The 15828-nt window shown below is 52.9% G+C and carries 15 protein-coding genes and 2 tRNA genes; 11 read left to right on the forward strand and 6 right to left on the reverse strand.

Annotated features, from left to right (window positions below; genetic code table 11):
* From AAGJ81_00685 to AAGJ81_00725, 9 genes are all read left to right on the forward strand, one after another.
* Positions 1-906: a uracil-DNA glycosylase gene (locus AAGJ81_00685; protein ID MEM0964651.1), complete on the forward strand. Its 906-nt coding sequence runs from the start codon at positions 1-3 to the stop codon at positions 904-906.
* Between the two features lie 111 nt (positions 907-1017).
* On the forward strand, positions 1018-1320 hold the full coding sequence (gene rpsP / locus AAGJ81_00690) for a 30S ribosomal protein S16 (protein MEM0964652.1): 303 nt from the start codon (positions 1018-1020) through the stop codon (positions 1318-1320).
* A gap of 151 nt (positions 1321-1471) precedes the next feature.
* Positions 1472-2746, forward strand: coding sequence for a serine--tRNA ligase (gene serS, locus AAGJ81_00695; protein ID MEM0964653.1), 1275 nt, complete (start codon positions 1472-1474; stop codon positions 2744-2746).
* Positions 2679-4217: a tRNA lysidine(34) synthetase TilS gene (tilS, locus tag AAGJ81_00700; GenBank protein ID MEM0964654.1), complete on the forward strand. Its 1539-nt coding sequence runs from the start codon at positions 2679-2681 to the stop codon at positions 4215-4217. Before serS ends, tilS begins: the two co-directional genes overlap by 68 nt.
* A gap of 44 nt (positions 4218-4261) precedes the next feature.
* Positions 4262-6292, forward strand: coding sequence for an ATP-dependent zinc metalloprotease FtsH (gene ftsH, locus AAGJ81_00705; protein MEM0964655.1), 2031 nt, complete (start codon positions 4262-4264; stop codon positions 6290-6292).
* A 95-nt stretch (positions 6293-6387) separates the two neighbouring features.
* A complete protein-coding gene (locus AAGJ81_00710; protein ID MEM0964656.1) occupies positions 6388-7404 on the forward strand; it encodes an agmatine deiminase family protein in 1017 nt (338 codons plus the stop codon).
* A 45-nt stretch (positions 7405-7449) separates the two neighbouring features.
* Positions 7450-8328, forward strand: a complete 879-nt coding sequence (locus AAGJ81_00715) for a carbon-nitrogen hydrolase (protein ID MEM0964657.1) — start codon at positions 7450-7452, stop codon at positions 8326-8328.
* Positions 8329-8474: 146 nt separating this feature from the next.
* On the forward strand, positions 8475-8675 hold the full coding sequence (rpsU, locus tag AAGJ81_00720) for a 30S ribosomal protein S21 (GenBank protein ID MEM0964658.1): 201 nt from the start codon (positions 8475-8477) through the stop codon (positions 8673-8675).
* Between the two features lie 13 nt (positions 8676-8688).
* Positions 8689-8765, forward strand: a tRNA-Val gene (locus tag AAGJ81_00725).
* A gap of 122 nt (positions 8766-8887) precedes the next feature.
* Here the strand turns inward: AAGJ81_00725 and AAGJ81_00730 are convergent.
* The 4 genes from AAGJ81_00730 to AAGJ81_00745 all read right to left on the reverse strand — a co-directional run bounded on the left by AAGJ81_00730 (position 8888) and on the right by AAGJ81_00745 (position 11344).
* Positions 8888-9367, reverse strand: a complete 480-nt coding sequence (locus AAGJ81_00730; protein ID MEM0964659.1) for an arsenate reductase ArsC — start codon at positions 9365-9367, stop codon at positions 8888-8890.
* A 903-nt stretch (positions 9368-10270) separates the two neighbouring features.
* On the reverse strand, positions 10271-10750 hold the full coding sequence (coaD, locus tag AAGJ81_00735) for a pantetheine-phosphate adenylyltransferase (protein ID MEM0964660.1): 480 nt from the start codon (positions 10748-10750) through the stop codon (positions 10271-10273).
* A 124-nt stretch (positions 10751-10874) separates the two neighbouring features.
* Complete coding sequence (locus AAGJ81_00740; protein MEM0964661.1) at positions 10875-11207, reverse strand: GIY-YIG nuclease family protein; 333 nt, start codon at positions 11205-11207, stop codon at positions 10875-10877.
* 62 nt (positions 11208-11269) lie between these two features.
* Positions 11270-11344: transfer RNA gene (locus AAGJ81_00745), tRNA-Met, on the reverse strand.
* A gap of 108 nt (positions 11345-11452) precedes the next feature.
* Here AAGJ81_00745 and cimA point away from each other — a divergent pair.
* Positions 11453-13084, forward strand: coding sequence for a citramalate synthase (gene cimA, locus AAGJ81_00750; protein ID MEM0964662.1), 1632 nt, complete (start codon positions 11453-11455; stop codon positions 13082-13084).
* A gap of 12 nt (positions 13085-13096) precedes the next feature.
* On the opposite strand, the gene AAGJ81_00755 is transcribed toward cimA, so the two are convergent.
* Positions 13097-13747 carry a hypothetical protein gene (locus AAGJ81_00755; protein MEM0964663.1) on the reverse strand — a complete coding sequence of 217 codons (651 nt, stop codon included), beginning with the start codon at positions 13745-13747 and terminating at the stop codon, positions 13097-13099.
* A 15-nt stretch (positions 13748-13762) separates the two neighbouring features.
* On the reverse strand, positions 13763-15199 hold the full coding sequence (locus AAGJ81_00760) for a leucyl aminopeptidase (protein ID MEM0964664.1): 1437 nt from the start codon (positions 15197-15199) through the stop codon (positions 13763-13765).
* Here AAGJ81_00760 and AAGJ81_00765 point away from each other — a divergent pair.
* A complete protein-coding gene (locus AAGJ81_00765) occupies positions 15198-15821 on the forward strand; it encodes a methyltransferase domain-containing protein (protein MEM0964665.1) in 624 nt (207 codons plus the stop codon). The two genes, AAGJ81_00760 and AAGJ81_00765, sit on opposite strands and share 2 nt — an antisense overlap.
* The last annotated feature ends 7 nt before the right edge of the window (positions 15822-15828 follow it).

The raw sequence follows: 15828 nt of genomic DNA on the forward strand, positions 1-15828 counted from the left end.
ATGGATCGCGAACTGCTGAACCTCGTTGTCGAAGAGTTGCGACAACTGCGTTCTGAAGGAGTGGAGGGCGTATCCATGTCGGATGAAACTCTTCGGGTTTTGGAATGTGCCGGAAAGGGCGAAAAGGAGCGTGGCGGCAGTGTTGCGTCAGATTCAGCTGTTTCAACCAAGAGGAGTGCCGACCAAGGGGGTCCTCGTCCACCAGTTGAGGTAGAAGTGTCGCGGGAGTCTTCTCTGGCTGACGTGCCGGAGATCGCTCTCCCGCCCGGCTCTAAACGAGAGCAATGGGAGTGGTTGCAGGGAAGAGTGCTTTCGTGTCCGGTCTGTCGGGAGAATCTCAATCCGGGAAAGAAAATCGTGTTTGGGGTGGGAAACCTGGATGCGGAACTCTTCTTTTGCGGGGAAGCCCCCGGTGCCGATGAGGAGACTCAGGGGGAACCGTTCGTTGGGAAAGCGGGTGAGCTACTCAATGGAATGATCCGTGCGATGGGCTTGAAGCGGGAGGATGTGTATATCGGCAACATCATGAATTGGAGGCCGCAAACAGGGACTGCGTTTGGAAATCGACCACCAACGGACGAAGAGATGGATTTTTGCTTACCTTACCTCAAAGCCCAGATTGAGATTATTCAGCCAAAAGTGGTTGTCGCCCTGGGGGGAACGGCTGCGAAAGGGCTGCTCGGGGTGGAGACCAAGGGCCAGATGAGTCGTCTGCGAGGGAAGTGGAATGAGTTTCATGACACTCCGCTGATGGTGACCTATCACCCGTCGTACCTTCTTCACCAGGAATCGGTGGCCAGTAAGAGAAAAGTCTGGGAGGACCTTTTGATGGTGATGGAGAAGCTCGGGATGGAAATTACCGAGAAGCAACGGAACTTTTTCCTGGCTGCTATGGGAAAATCATAGGCCGCCTACCTGTTCTTCAGATGGTTTGTAGAATGGATAGCGGCGTGGACATGCGCCCATAGTGCTTGACACCATTTACCCTTTACGGCTTCCTCTTTCCTTTTTCCAAAAATGGCTCTCAAAATTAGACTTCAAAGGCATGGTAATCGCCACAACCCCTTCTACCGCGTAGTGGTGGCAGAGAACACAGCACGCCGTGATGGGCGCTATGTCGAGTTGGTAGGCACCTACGACCCTCAAAACCAATCTGAGGAAAAACAGTGGAAGCTCGATCTTGAGCGGGTCGATTACTGGCAGAGTGTTGGTGCCAAGCCAACGGACACCGTGCGGAGCTTAATCCGTAGGGCGCGTCGCGCTGCTCCTTCTGAAGAAGCTGTTGCGCCCGAGGCTCCTGCGAATTCGACCTCCGCGTAAGCGGATTCCCGGGGTGGCGACTTCAGTCGCCGACAGAACGGGCTTTGGTCTTTTGGGAATGGGTCTGGTTTCGGCGACTGAAGTCGCCACTCTGGTGCGTGCTTTGATTAATCCAATTGCCTTAGTTTGTTGGACTCCTAGGAGTTGACCTATGCTCGACATTCAGAAGTTACGAGAATGCCCGGATGATTTCCGAACCGGACTGCTTCGAAAGAAGTTTTCATCCGATGTAGATGAGGTTCTCCGTCTGGATGAGGAACGCCGGATCGCGGTGACTGCTGCTGAGGCGGCTAGAGCCAATCAAAACGCGGCCAATAAGGAAATGGCGTCGCTCCAGAAAGGTTCGCCTGAGTTTCTGGACAAGGTATCCGAAATGAAGAGTCTTTCCGCGGAAACCAAAGAGTTGGAGACGCGTTCGAAAGAAGCGGATCAAGCATGGCGGGAGGCATTTTTGAAGTTGCCCAACCTTCCCTCGATAGAATCTCCCGATGGGAACGGAGACGGGGACAACGTAGAAGTGAGAAGAAGCGCTCACGACTTGGAGGGATATCCAGACGCAAAGGCGCACTTTGACTTACCGGGAATCGACACACTCCTCGATTTTAGCCGAGGGAACAAAGTGGCCGGGGCAGGTTTTCCTTTTTATCGAGGAGGTTTAGCCAAACTCGTTCGAAGCCTGATTGGACTCTATCTCGATCACAACAGTCAGCGGGGGTATTCTGAGGTAGCTGCACCGCTCGTTGTAAACGCAGATAGCGCGACGGCTACTGGCCAGCTGCCAGACAAGGAGGGACAGATGTATTCTTGCCGAGAGGAAGAGCTCTACCTAATTCCGACAGCCGAGGTTCCGGTTACCAACTTTTACCGAAACGAGATACTTTCGGCAAAAGACCTACCGCTTAAGCACTCCGCCTACACTCCGTGCTTTCGGCGGGAGGCGGGAAGTTGGGGTGCGGACGTCCGAGGGCTGAACCGGTTGCACCAGTTTGATAAGGTAGAGATTGTTCGTTGGGAGAAACCTGAAGACAGCGAAGCTGCCCATCTCGAGCTTCTTGGTGACGCTGAGGCGCTCCTGCAGGCTCTTGATCTACCCTATCGAGTCTTGGAAATTTGCGCAGGCGACATGGGATTTCCTCACTACCGTCAATTTGATCTGGAGGTCTGGGCTGCAGGTCAAAAGCGTTGGCTAGAGGTGTCCAGCTGCAGCAACTTCACGGATTTTCAGGCAAGGCGCGCGAATATTCGTTTCCGTCCGAGTGAAGGAGCCAAACCGGAATTCGTGCACACGCTCAACGGGTCTTCGCTTGCCGTCCCGAGGGTTTTGGCGGCACTGCTTGAAAATGGTTTCGACGGGATAGATGGGGTCTTTCTTCCTCGTCCCTTGGCCGAGGTATTTGGTGCTGAAAAACTCGTTCTTCGAGGTTAGTTTGCGGAAACTTACGGCCGACTCTCAATCCGTTGGCAAGAGTATAGACGACTACTTGAATAAGCTTGCTGATAGATTGGAAATTCTTTTTCCGCTTAGCCGGACCTCGGTTCAGGTAAGGGATCTTTTGGATCAGGAAGAAGCAAAGCAATCGGTTGTTATGTGTGGGTTTTCAGGGGGCGCTGACTCTCTATTCTTGTTGCTATGGCTGAAGGCTCACTACCCGAAACTCGCCAGTCGTGCAGTCGCGCTCTATTTCGACCATCGGACCCGTCCGCGACAAAACGAGAAAGAGACTGATTTTGCTGGTGCGGTTGCTTCTCAACTTGGGTATCAGCTGCGTCAGGGTGCGGCGGAAGGTTCTCCATCGCGAACTGAGGAGGAATTGCGCGACGTGCGGTTCAAATTTTTTGAAGATGAAATGGAAAGGGCCAGTGCCAGCGTCCTGCTGCTGGGTCATCATGCAGATGACATGGCGGAAACGTTCCTTTTGAGGGCTGCCCGTGGTTCGGGGCCTGATGGTCTTTCTGCTCCGCGACCAATCAACACACACACGGGAAAGGTAGATCATCGCCGGGTGCGGCCTTTGTTGAACCTTTCGGCGGAAGAGATTCGCGGTTTTCTCACAGAGGAAGAAATTCCATTTATTGAGGATCCTTCGAACAGATCCGACAGGTATGCCCGAAATCGAATTCGCAACGCAGTCATGCCCATTTGGAAGGGGGCGTCCGATAGGGACCTTCTACTGGGAGTAGGGCGTTCAAGGATGCAGCTTGAGGAAATCACTGATCTTTTGAATGCGCTCGCTGAAAAGTACTTCCCGTTTGGTTTCGGGGAGTCGACCCTAACAGAAAATTCCAAGACGATCCCGACAGCAGTCCTCCGACATGGGCTACAGCAATGGATCGGTCATCATGGCCTTTCGGTGTCTGCGACTCTCGCAGACTGTATCCTCGAGGCTGCGCAGTCCGAAGAGAACGGGAAGTTCTCCGTAGGTTCCGGAAAGTGGGTTTGCCTTGAAAAAGGATCTGTAAAGTACACGGAGCGGTTAGTCGGAAGCGATTGGGATTGGGTGGGCTTTTCTCCGGAAAGCACCTTATTCTTTCCAAACGGCTCGTCACTGACGTGCCGGCTTGTTGATGCCGACCCATCCATCCTGAGAGAGATTAGTTGCGGGAACGTTGATCGCCGCACTCGTGCGTATCTATCCATTACCAACGGGGAATTCTCTGGTATGGCGGTTCGTTTATGGATGGACGGTGATCGCTATCATCCCCTCGGAGCACCTGGATCGAAGAATGTCGCTGACTGTCTAGCTGAGCGGAGAGTAGAGCGGGAGGTGCGGGTGACTCTGCCCGTTGTCACTTTTTCGGGGGATATTGTATGGGTCCCTGGCTTGGAGCCTTCGGACAAGCACCGAGTGAGTGGTAGCACCGAGAGGCTTCTGAGTTTGACTTACCAGTCGGCCTAACGGATTATGTGGGCTTACTGGTCCTAATCCCGGACCTAGACTCGATGAATCAGGAAAACGAAAACCGGAAGGCGCAGCGGACGCCTCAGCCCGATCGTTTCCAGCCGAAGGTCTTAATGATCTGGCTGGGAATCATCGCTGCGATTTTTGCCCTTTATGCTTTGAGCGATTCGCAACGTGGCACCATTGATAAGCTCAGCATTCCTCAGGTCATTCAGGCTGTAGAAGACAAACGAGTGGTGGGAGGCACGATCAAGAACGATCGGACTGGAGGTGCCGAGTGGTATACAATTTCCGGACAGCTGGCTCCTGAAGGAAACACCGCCCAGCAGGTGCTTGACCGGACCGATCTGAAAACGATCCGTTTTCAGGCCCAGGGACGCCTTACGGAAGAAGACTACACAAAGATCCGAAATGATTTTCGCGAGGAGCCAGCCAGCACGTTTTTGACGGATTTGGTCGTTAGCGTGGTTCCGATTCTTCTCATCATAGCACTGCTTTACTTCCTGTTCATTCGCCAGCTGCGGAACGCAGGGCGTGGGGCTATGAGCTTTGGGAAAAGTAAGGCGAAGATGCTCACCCGGGATCGGGATAAGGTGATCTTTCGCGATGTCGCCGGTTGTGACGAGGCAAAGGAGGAAGTCAGCGAGATCGTCGACTTCCTAAAAGACCCGAAGCGATTTCAGCGAATCGGCGGCAAAATTCCTAAAGGAGTTCTCATGGTCGGTCCCCCAGGAACGGGTAAAACGCTCTTGGCGAAGGCGGTAGCTGGAGAAGCGGACGTCCCGTTTTTCACGATCTCGGGATCAGACTTCGTTGAGATGTTTGTGGGGGTTGGTGCGGCACGTGTGCGCGACATGTTTGAGCAAGCCAGAAAGAACGCTCCTTGCATCATCTTCATTGACGAAATTGATGCGGTGGGTCGTCAGCGTGGTGCTGGACTTGGAGGCGGCAACGACGAGCGCGAGCAGACGCTGAATTCGCTTCTTGTCGAAATGGACGGTTTTGATGGACACGAAGGGATTATTGTAATCGCTGCGACCAACCGGCCTGACGTTCTGGACCGTGCCCTTCTGCGGCCTGGGCGTTTTGACCGGCAGGTGGTGATTGATCCTCCCGATTTGGTCGGCAGGGAAGAGATACTGAAGGTGCACGCCCGAAAGATTAAGCTCGCCAAGGAAGTCGATCTTCAGGTTGTGGCGCGTGCAACCCCTGGTTTCGCCGGTGCAGATTTAGCGAACCTGCTTAACGAAGGCGCATTGATTGCCGCTCGAAGAAGAAAGAAAGAGGTTGATAGATCAGACCTCGACGAAGCGAGGGAGAAGATATCCTTTGGCCGGGAGCGTCGTCGCCTCATGGACGATGAGGATAAGAAGATCACTGCTTACCACGAGGCAGGTCACGCTATTGTCCAGGCAGTCATCGACGACGGACATCTTCCCGTTCACAAAGTGACAATCATTCCGAGGGGCCAAAGTCTCGGAAGCACCATGTTTACGCCCAAGAAAGATATTCTCAACCAGGCAAAAAAACGGGCTGAAAATCAGATATGCTGTGCAATGGGAGGCCGGATTGCGGAGGAGAAGGTGCTTGGGGAGATCACAAGTGGAGCCTCCGGCGATATCAAAATGGCGACCAAGCTGGCCCGCCGGATGGTTTGCGATTGGGGAATGAGCGACCTGGGGCCCATTGCCTATGGAGAGAATCAGGACCACATTTTCCTCGGTAAGGAAATTTCCCGGGATCAAAACTACAGCGAAGCAACCGCTCAAGCGATCGATAGCGCCATTCGTGGAATCGTGGATGTCCAGTATCACCGTTGTGAAGACATTATCGAAGAGCACATGGAGCATCTCCACACCTTAGCGAATGCCCTTCTTGAATTTGAAACCGTCGAAGGAAGACACGTTCATGAAATCATCGATACAGGCTCTATTCAGTCGCCGGTGATCAAGGTGGATCCAATGCCTACTCCAAGTAGCAGTGCAGACGACGAGGCTGCGGAAGAGGGTGAGACGGCCGATACGGAAAAAGAGATCGGCGGAGGCCCTGAGCCTGCAGGTGCGCCTGCGTGAGCGTTCGCAGTAGGGGTTAGCTGAAGTCTCGAGGTCTGCAGCCTCGCATCTCCCGGGAGATTCCTGCACCCTAACCGCCTCGTTTTTCCGGCAAAATGACTGTCGTTTCTACCCGCAGAATGCCGGGAGAATGGGAGCATCACTCGGCGACTTGGATATTTTGGCCCACTAGTGCAGAAAGATACGTTTACGGGTCCTTAGCCAGTTTCGCCGAAGTCCGTAGCGCTTTTGTTTGCTTGATTGATGTCTTATCGGCTTTTGAACCCGTCTATCTTGGGGTGGATCCAACCGTCATTGAGGAGGCAAAAGCGGCGGTTGGAAGGAGAGCGACGATTCACGAAATCCCAATGGATGACGCGTGGGCGCGTGACACTGCTCCGACTTTTATCCTCGAAAACGGACATCCAGAGGCAATTTGTTGGCGGTTTGCGGGTTGGGGTGGCCGGTTTGAACCTTATGCGAAAGATGCTAAGGCTGCCGCTTCGGTGGCAGAGATCATGAACGTGGATCACTTTTCTTCGCCACTTGAATTGGAGGGCGGTGCGATCAACTCCGATGGTAGGGGATCGCTACTGACAACAGCACCTGTTTTGAACGACCCCAGAAGAAACCATGGGCAGGATAGCGGCTTTTGCGAAGCCGCCTTACAGGAGGCTTTAGGAGTTTCAAGGTTGATCGCATTGCCCGCCGGCTTCTCGGGCGATGATACGGGTGGACACGTGGATGTAGTCGCAACTTTTGATCCTCTGGGACGCGTGCTCCTCAATCACTGTAAAGATTGGAACGATCCCAACTCCGGAGGTACCGCAGACAACGCTACTTTTCTCAAGGATCTGGAAATCGAAGTGATTCGAATTCCTCAACCGGCCGCAGAGTTTTTTGGCAATGGTCGTCTTCCTTTCAGTTACCTAAACCATTACCTCTGCAACGACGGTCTTATTCTTCCTCGTTTCGGTGACAAGAAAGACGACTACGTGCGAGATCTCATGGCCGAGGTGTATCCTGATCGAGACATGGTTCAGTTTGATGCGAGGCCCTTTTACAGTGGTGGAGGTGGATTACACTGTGTCACCCAACCGGTTTTCTCGGGAAAGGCCTACTTTGATCAGTAAACTTTCTCCTCGCAGTCACGTTTTCCGTTTTCGAATGTCTCCCTTATGCCTACACCGGAAACCCTCTCTATCGGAGTAATCCAGCTTCAGAATACTGGAACAGTTGCCGGAAACCTTCAAAAGGCGGAGACCTTGATCCGTGATGCTGTATCCAAGGGAGCTCGGATTGTGGTGAGCCCGGAGTTGATTGAGCACCCGTATTTTTGTCAACAGGAGGATCCAAAGTGGTTTTTGACTGCAAATGAAGTGGGTGAGGGCGAGGGTTTTTCATTTTTCGAAAGACTCAGCAAAGAACTGGGAGTAGTCTTGTCTTACAGCTTTTTCGAGAAGGCGAATCAGAGCTATTTCAACAGTTTGGCGATCTTTGACGGAGATCGAGGCTGTCATGGGATTTACCGGAAAAGCCATATTCCTGACGGTCCGAATTATGAGGAGAAATTCTATTTTACTCCTGGGGACACTGGTTTACGGGTGTTCGACACCTCTCAGGGAAAGATTGGAGTTGGAGTTTGCTGGGACCAGTGGTTTCCAGAGGTAGCCCGTGACCTAGCTCTCCAAGGTGCCGAGTGCATCCTTTTCCCATCGGCAATCGGTTCAGAACCAAGTGAGCCCGGCATGGATTCTCGGAGCCGATGGCAAAAGGTTATGCAGGGGCATGCCGTAGCCAATGTAATCCCGGTTGCGGCAAGTAATCGCTTAGGACGAGAGGACGGCCCCGGTGGTGGAATTGAATTTTACGGATCGTCGTTTATTGCAGACAGTTCGGGCGAATTGGTGTATGCGCTTGGTAGAGATGATCCTGGTTATATCGTCGCCCATTTTGATCGTGAGCAACTCGCTATCGATAGGGCTAACTGGGGCTTCTTGCGGGATCGGCGTCCAGAGCTTTACAGAAGGCTTGTGTCTCCTGCTCGAAAACGTTGATTTTCTCTTGGAAACTTGCCGCCACGATCCATCTTTATAGCTCCCGGCCGATCCCTCGCATCGAAATAGGTTGCAAAATTCTTGACCAGAAGGGATGGAAACCATTGTGTCATGGGTTTTTCCACTACTAAACACCCATAAATTCTATGCCAGTTGATGTGAATATCCGCAAAGGGGAGTCCGTTGAGCGAGCCCTCCGGCGCCTAAAGAAACGTCTTGATCGTGAAGGAGTGATCCGCGACGCCCGCGCGAAGCGCTACCACGAGAAACCTTCCGAGATTAAGCGGCGTAAAAAGAAGGTTGCGGCTTTCAGCAACATGCTGCGAGTGCGAAACGAAAATCGCTGAGATTTTGGTTCGAGGGGGATTAGCTCAGTTGGTTAGAGCGCTTGCATGACACGCAAGAGGTCACAGATTCGAATTCTGTATCTCCCACCAGCCTTCGCCAAGAGAAGCGAGGCGAAGGCTGCCACGCCGTAGTCACCGAAGGTGCGTAGGCGGGTTTTTCGGTTCCACCGCAGGGGCTCCCGCTTGGTAAGCCAGCTTCAGTTTCAAGAGTTCTACTGCTTGCCGATATCTGCGGTCGCCTTCGCGATCTTTGTTCGGAGGCTGTCGAGTTTCTCGATCGGTAGGCTAATCAATAGATCGATTCGACGAGCGATTTGTGTGCTTACATCAATGAATACCTGTTCCAACTTGTCTTCCGGGGCTGCAACTGGGTCGGGTGAGCCCCAATGAGCTACAATTGGCTGTCCAGGCCAGACTGGGCAGGTCTCCCGCGCGTTGTCGCAGACGGTTAGAACAAAATCGAAGTCGACTTTGCGGTACTCGTCCCACGATTTGCTTCGGGCATCAGATGCATCGATAAGGTATCGATCCTTCAGTGTTTTGAGAGCGAGAGGGTGGGGCGAGTCTTTTGGGTGAGAGCCCGCGCTGAAACTCTCGAAGCGGAACGGATCCTTCTTGCGAAGAATATATTCTGCCATGATGCTACGCGCGCTGTTTCCAGTGCAGAGAAACAAGATCTTTTTTTTGTCCATTGTCGTTATTGTTTAGAGGGCACTTCGATTAACCTCCTTTGGCTCGTGATTGCAGCACCGCCGGAATCCGGGTGAGTCTGCGGAGAGGTTTGCGGGCCAGAGGCCTTCGGACCTCTCCGCTAACGCTGCCCGGAACCGGTGCTGCCGCAACCCCTTCCCTTCGGCAGGCTCAGGGCTTTGAGTCTTATCGAAAGGAGGGGCGAGACACTTTTGGATTTGAGCCGCGTTGCGGCTTCGCAGACGGGCTTCTAGCCCGCCAAGCGAAGCCGTCGCCTTGCTCAAATCCAAAATTGCTCTCGTCACGTCCAAAGGAGGTTAATCGAAGTGCCCTAGAGGTCTACTCGGCAAATCTCAGTTGCAGTAGTGGGTGAGGAGCAGGCGCAAACTCTTTTTCTTAACCGGAGATCAGCGGCGAAAGGGAAATCCTCTCCCTTCAAATCCTGTAAACACTTCAAATTCTGTTGTAAGAGTGGATTCCGCTTTTCCTTGAGTCGATAAATGCGCCACTGGGCTCGGCGTTCGACCTCAAGGATCCCAAGACGTTTCATGTAAAGAAGCTGCTTCGACACTTGGACCTGGGTTTCGCCAAGAATCTCGGTCAGGTGACAGACGCAAAGGGGCCCTTCTTGGAGAAGATTCAGGATTCGAAGCCGGCGCACGTCGCAAAGGCATTTGTAGACCGAAACATAATTCACGCAGACTAATATTCAATATTAAGTATATGCAGTCAATGGTATATATCTGCAAGGCTACTCTTGGATCGGTCGTTGCTTTACAAACTAGTTTGAGTTGCTGATCGGTTCTTCAACCGAAACAGTTACACCCGTCGAGGAAACTGCTCGGCAGAAAGCAACTGGGGATTGATTGGCGATTTTGCAGTGGAACTCTGAAGCGCTGAGACGCCTAATCAGCTGGAAATTTTTCCTTGAGTGCCCGTTGGACGTTTGTCGGCACCAAGCCTGTTTCTCGCTCGGTGTACCGAGCCACCTGTTTGATCAGGTGTGAACTCGTGTAGAAAAACTCTTCGTTGGGCATGAGAAAGATTGTCTCGATCGACTCATCGAGATTTCGGTTCATCTGCGCCATTTGAAACTCGAATTCAAAGTCCGAGATCGCACGTAATCCGCGAATTAGTGCATGCGCGCCCTTCTCCTTGGCGAACTCCACGACCAAGCCTCGAAAGGTGCAAACTTCGAACTGGGAAGAATCGATGTTTTGCTCGATGAGGGAGATGCGTTCCTCGACTGAAAAGAGGGGTCCCTTTGTTTCATTTTCGGCGACAGCAACAATCACCTTATCGAAAAGAACCGAAGCACGGTGCAGCACGTCGAGGTGCCCGTTGGTGATCGGATCGAAAGTTCCCGGATAAAGTGCCACCTTCATTGTCTTCGAGAGTAAGGAGAAGGAGGCGGAGAAACGCAATCGAAACGACTTTGGTACTATCCGTGCTCGTGATTGTAATCAGCCAGCCGTAGTGCCCAGCCGAAGGTCTGGGACGAAGGTGTCTCTACTCAAAATGCTTTTTGCGGAAGGCACGGCCAGACCCAGACTTCAGGTATCTCTCAAAGGCTTCCGCCTTAATCTGGGAGGGGAAGCCAGTAATCGAAAGAACACGCCACGGGCGGTATCTGGCAGTGCTTCGATTCTCACCTCGGTTGTGCTTGGCGAGTCTGGCCTTTGGGTTCAGCGAAACTCCGACATAGGTCTCTTTTGGAAATGAATCTGATCGAAGAATATAAACGTACCAGAACTTCGGTTGCGGGGAAGGCCCTCCTACGTCCGCATCTTCGCTGCGGCACTTCGGCGGGCAGCCTTCGTCCTGAGAAAGGTGAGATGGCATTGTAGTGTGGGAGTAGAGGCGAAGCCAGCCGTAGTGCCCAGCCGAAGGTCTGGGACGAAGGCTGGTGCCAAGGGGGAGATTTGAACTCCCGACAAAAGGCTTATGAGTCCTCTGCTCTACCACTGAGCTACCCTGGCAGCAACCTATCGAGCAAATCGGCTCTTTCGTTGGGGTCAAGTCTCCTCTGGTAGCGGACGAACCGAATACTTGCCTCTTTGAGTGTAAGAGTTCACGGTGGTAGGTTTATGGTCACACCCAAGGTCAGCATATACGATACTACCCTCCGAGACGGAAGTCAGGGGGAGGGGATCTCATTTTCGGTAAACGGCAAGATGAGAATCGCCGAGAAGCTGGACCAGTTTGGGGTAGACTACATTGAAGCGGGTTGGCCTGGCTCGAATCCGCGGGATATGGCCTTTTTTAGAGAGGCGAGAGGTCTACGATTGACCCACGCGAAGATCTCGGCGTTCGGCTCCACTCGTCGTGCCAACGTCGACGTGGCTGAAGATCCTCAAATCCGGCTTTTGTTGGAGGCGGAAACCCCGGTCGTCACGATCTTCGGTAAGACTTCCCTGCTCCAGGTTGAGAAAGTGATTCGCACGACAGGAGCGGAAAACCTTTCGATGATCGAGGAATCCGTTCGGTATCTGGCTCAGCAGGGACGCGAGGTGATCTACGATGCGGAACATTTTTTTGATGGATACAAGGATAACCCGTCCTATGCCCTGGATACCTTGGCAGCAGCAAAGCAGGGAGGTGCCTCCTTCGTGGTTCTCTGCGATACCAATGGAGGCACACAGGTTCACGAGGTTGACGAGATCGTTGCGCGGGTAGTCCGAGAGTTTCCGGATACCCGGATCGGGATGCATTGCCACAATGATTGCGGTCTCGGCGTCGCTGTCAGTATTGCCGGCGTAAGGGCCGGGGCGCTTCAGGTTCAGGGGACGGTAAATGGTTATGGCGAGCGGATTGGAAACGCGAATCTGGTATCAATTATTCCTAATCTGGCTCTTAAGCTGGGTTATACGATGAACTGTTCGCCGAACCTCGATCGGCTGAGGGATCTATCTCTCTACGTGGATGACATGACGAACCTTCGGCCGGATATTCGTGCGCCTTACGTGGGTGCCAGTGCGTTTGCTCACAAAGGAGGAGTCCATGCCGACGCCGCTTCAAAGGTAGCGCGTAGTTACGAGCATATCGATCCGGCTTTGGTCGGGAACCGATCCAGAGTTCTGGTTTCCGATATGTCGGGAAGGAGCAGCATTATGATGAAGGCTCGTGAAATGGGTGTGGATCTCGAGGCGCGATCTCCCGAATTGAAGGAGTTTCTTCAGGAACTAAAGGAACTCGAGTTTCGCGGTTACGAATATGAATCGGCAGATGCATCTTTTAAGTTGCTTCTGGACCAGTACCTGCACGGGCGTCCAGAGCGGATCGAGTTGAAGGGCTACAGGGCCTCGGTTTCGGAAGAGACAATCTCGACCCGTGAACTCTATTCGGAGGCAACAGTTAAGATTGAGGTGAACGGGATTGAGAGTCACACGGTGGCTGAGGCGAGAGGTCCCGTCGGTGCTCTCGATCACGCGCTAAGGAAGGCGCTTGAGCCTCTCTATCCGTGCGTCGCAGAAATGAAGTTGGTCGACTTCAAGGTGAGGATTCTCGACTCGAACGAGGGAGCGGATGCCAAGATTCGGGTCCAAGTGGAATCAACGGACGGGTCCCGTTCGTGGGGAACGGTGGGTCTTTCTGACAACATAATCGAGGCAAGTTGGGAGGCGTTGAAAGACGCTTATGAGTACAAAATTCTCCTGGAAGAAACCGGTGGAGAGGCTGCGACCGTTCAGGCTTCTCAGCAAGTCAGCGCAGAAGCTTAGAACTTCTCGCACTCACTTCTTTCGTCGCTTCACCTTTTTCCGAGGGCTCCGTTTTCCTTTTGCGTGTTTTCCTGTGCGGACGCCGTGAGTGGTAGAGCTCCGGTGTGAATCGGAAGAAAACTCTGGCGAGTTCGAGATTCTTGTTTCGCGGTTTACCCGCGCCATTTCCTCGATCGAGGGAAATTCTTCCGAAAAACCAGAGATACCGTCCTTGGAGCCTTCACCCGGTGTAGAAAGAGGCAGATCAACAGGTAGTGAAGGCGTTGTGGCCTCTTCTGCGATCACTGCCGCAAAAGCGCTTTGGAAGACCTTGTGCGCAATGGCGATTCTGACCGATTTTCCGTAGCGGATCTTGATTGCCCGCTTGACTGATCTTAGGTTCCAGGTGGTTCCTAAGAGGCCAATTTCCTTCGGGGAGTTCGATCGGAGCCAGCGGATCAACTCTGTCTCTTCAACCGGAGAAAGGATATCGGCCTCCTTTCGGCGCCCTTTCCCGGGTGTCTCAAAGATTTTGTCCCCATCTTTCTGATAGGCTTTCCAAACAAAGGAAATCGCCTGGCGAGTCACGCCGAGTTCTTCTGCGATCCTGACTTGTTTTTCGCCTTTGAGAAGGCGATTCACAATTAAGCGTTTTCTATCCGCACCTGCGGTTTCTCGGGCCATGGAATTGACCGATATCTAAAGATTTTGAAATGATTCGGCCCATTTCTCGATGAACCGAACGACTAGGTTGACTCCGAACCCGGAAGCCCCTTCGGAGCGATAAAATCTTTCCTTCGAACTCATTGCAGGTCCAGCAATGTCGAGGTGAACGTGTTTCAAGCCATCGGTCCACTTCAACAAAAACGAAGCCGCCGTAGAGGCACCGCCCCAACGGGTAGACCCTAGATTGCGAACGTCGGCGACCTTGCTCGTGATCATCTCGTCAAACTCGTCACCTACCGGAAGAGGCCAGACTTTTTCCCCGATCTGATCACCAACAGAGCAAAGTAGTTGGGAAATTGTCTCGTCTTTGGAAAAAAGGCCCGCTCTTTCTTCGCCGAGAGCCACAACGCAGGCTCCGGTGAGCGTGGCGAGATCAATTACTAGGTCGGGTTTTACCTTTTCCCGAACATAGCCAAGGGCATCAGCGAGAACAATTCTGCCTTCGGCGTCGGTGTTTGCCACTTCGATGGTTTTGCCGTCGTAGCTGCGTAGGATGTCACCCGGACGGTATGCAGACGATCCAGTCATGTTTTCGGCGGCGGCTAGAATTCCGATAACATTTGCCCGTGTTTTTAAGGACAAGACTGCCCGGAGGACGCCAAGGACTGCGCACCCTCCCATCTTATCGAACTTCATTTCATCCATGTGCTCGCCCGGCTTGATGCAAAGTCCACCAGAATCGAAAGTGATCGCCTTTCCAACGACTGCCACCGTTGGAACTCCCCGAGAACCTGAATTGTAGTCAAGACGGATCAAACGGGGCTCATTTGCGGACCCCGCACCCACTGCAACAATGCCGCCGAAATGTTCACGCTTCAGTCCAGCCAGGTTCCAGATTTTGCATTTTACAACATCGGATTCGGCAATTTGCCTTGCTTCGAGAGCCAACTTCTCGGGATAGATTTCATTCCCTGGGAGGTTTCCAAGTTCCCGGCAGTAACTGATTGAACTGCCGATCGCGATCCCTCTTGCGATTTGGGCTCGGGTAGACTTTAGGGTCTTTTTTGGACCCACCAAAGTAACTTTTTTCAACGACTGCTCCGGAGTATCCGAGCGAAACTGGTCGAAACGGTAGAAACCCATCAAGAGACCTTCTGCAATTTCAGAGACGAACTCTTCGGTTTCACTGATGTCGAGTGCGATTTCGGTAGAACCTGCAGCGGTCGCCTTTCGCGCTGCATGGGCAGCTGCTAGCCGGTAGGAATGACCGGACAGACTCTCTTGCTGTCCCAATCCAATATGAATTTCGAGCCTGTCTTCGGCATGGTAGAGTGCACTGGATCCAAGTTCCCCATCAAACTCTGAAGCCCGAAACGGTCGCGTGGTGAACTGATCCTTGGCCGTAAAGAGAACCAGATCTGCATTTGCAGAAGGCGATTCACTGGCTTTCACTTGCAGGTTTTGAGACATGGGAGGCAGGATTGCAGAGGAAAACAGGGATGACAACCCGCGAACTGATTGGGAGTACCGTTACAAGATTGGGGACGCCGGATGGGATCAGGGTCGTCCGGCTCCAGCGGTCAATGAAGCGTTGGAATTCTTTGCTCCCGAATCCCGGATATTGGTTCCTGGTTGCGGCTTTGGGCACGACGCGGCCGCATTGGCAGCGGCAGGTCATTCCGTAGAAGGATGGGATCTTGCCCGGACTGCCATAGAGGGAGCTCGAAAGCGCTACGGCAGTGATCGCCTAGAGTTTTTTGAACGGAATCTCTTCGAATCTGAGCAAGAGGACGCCGGAGTTCAGGAGAGATTCGATGCGGTTTTCGAGCACACTTTCTTATGCGCGGTCGGTCCAGACGGGTGGGAAAAGGCCGTGAGGAGTTTTGCGAACCTTTTGCATCCGGAAGGTCGTGTTTTTGCTGTCCTTTTTACCGCATTGGAGGAGAGGTCACCACCACCATGGGGGATTTCGGAAGAACAAGCTCACCGACTGTTTTCACCGCTTTTTTTAGTCGAGTCGGTGGCGAAGCCTCGGGAAGCCTTTGATCACCGGCTGGGCGAAGAAACCGTCTGGAAGCTGCGTAAAAAGTGATGAATAC

This window comes from Verrucomicrobiota bacterium (genome assembly GCA_038744685.1).
GTDB lineage: Bacteria > Verrucomicrobiota > Verrucomicrobiia > Opitutales > Puniceicoccaceae > Puniceicoccus.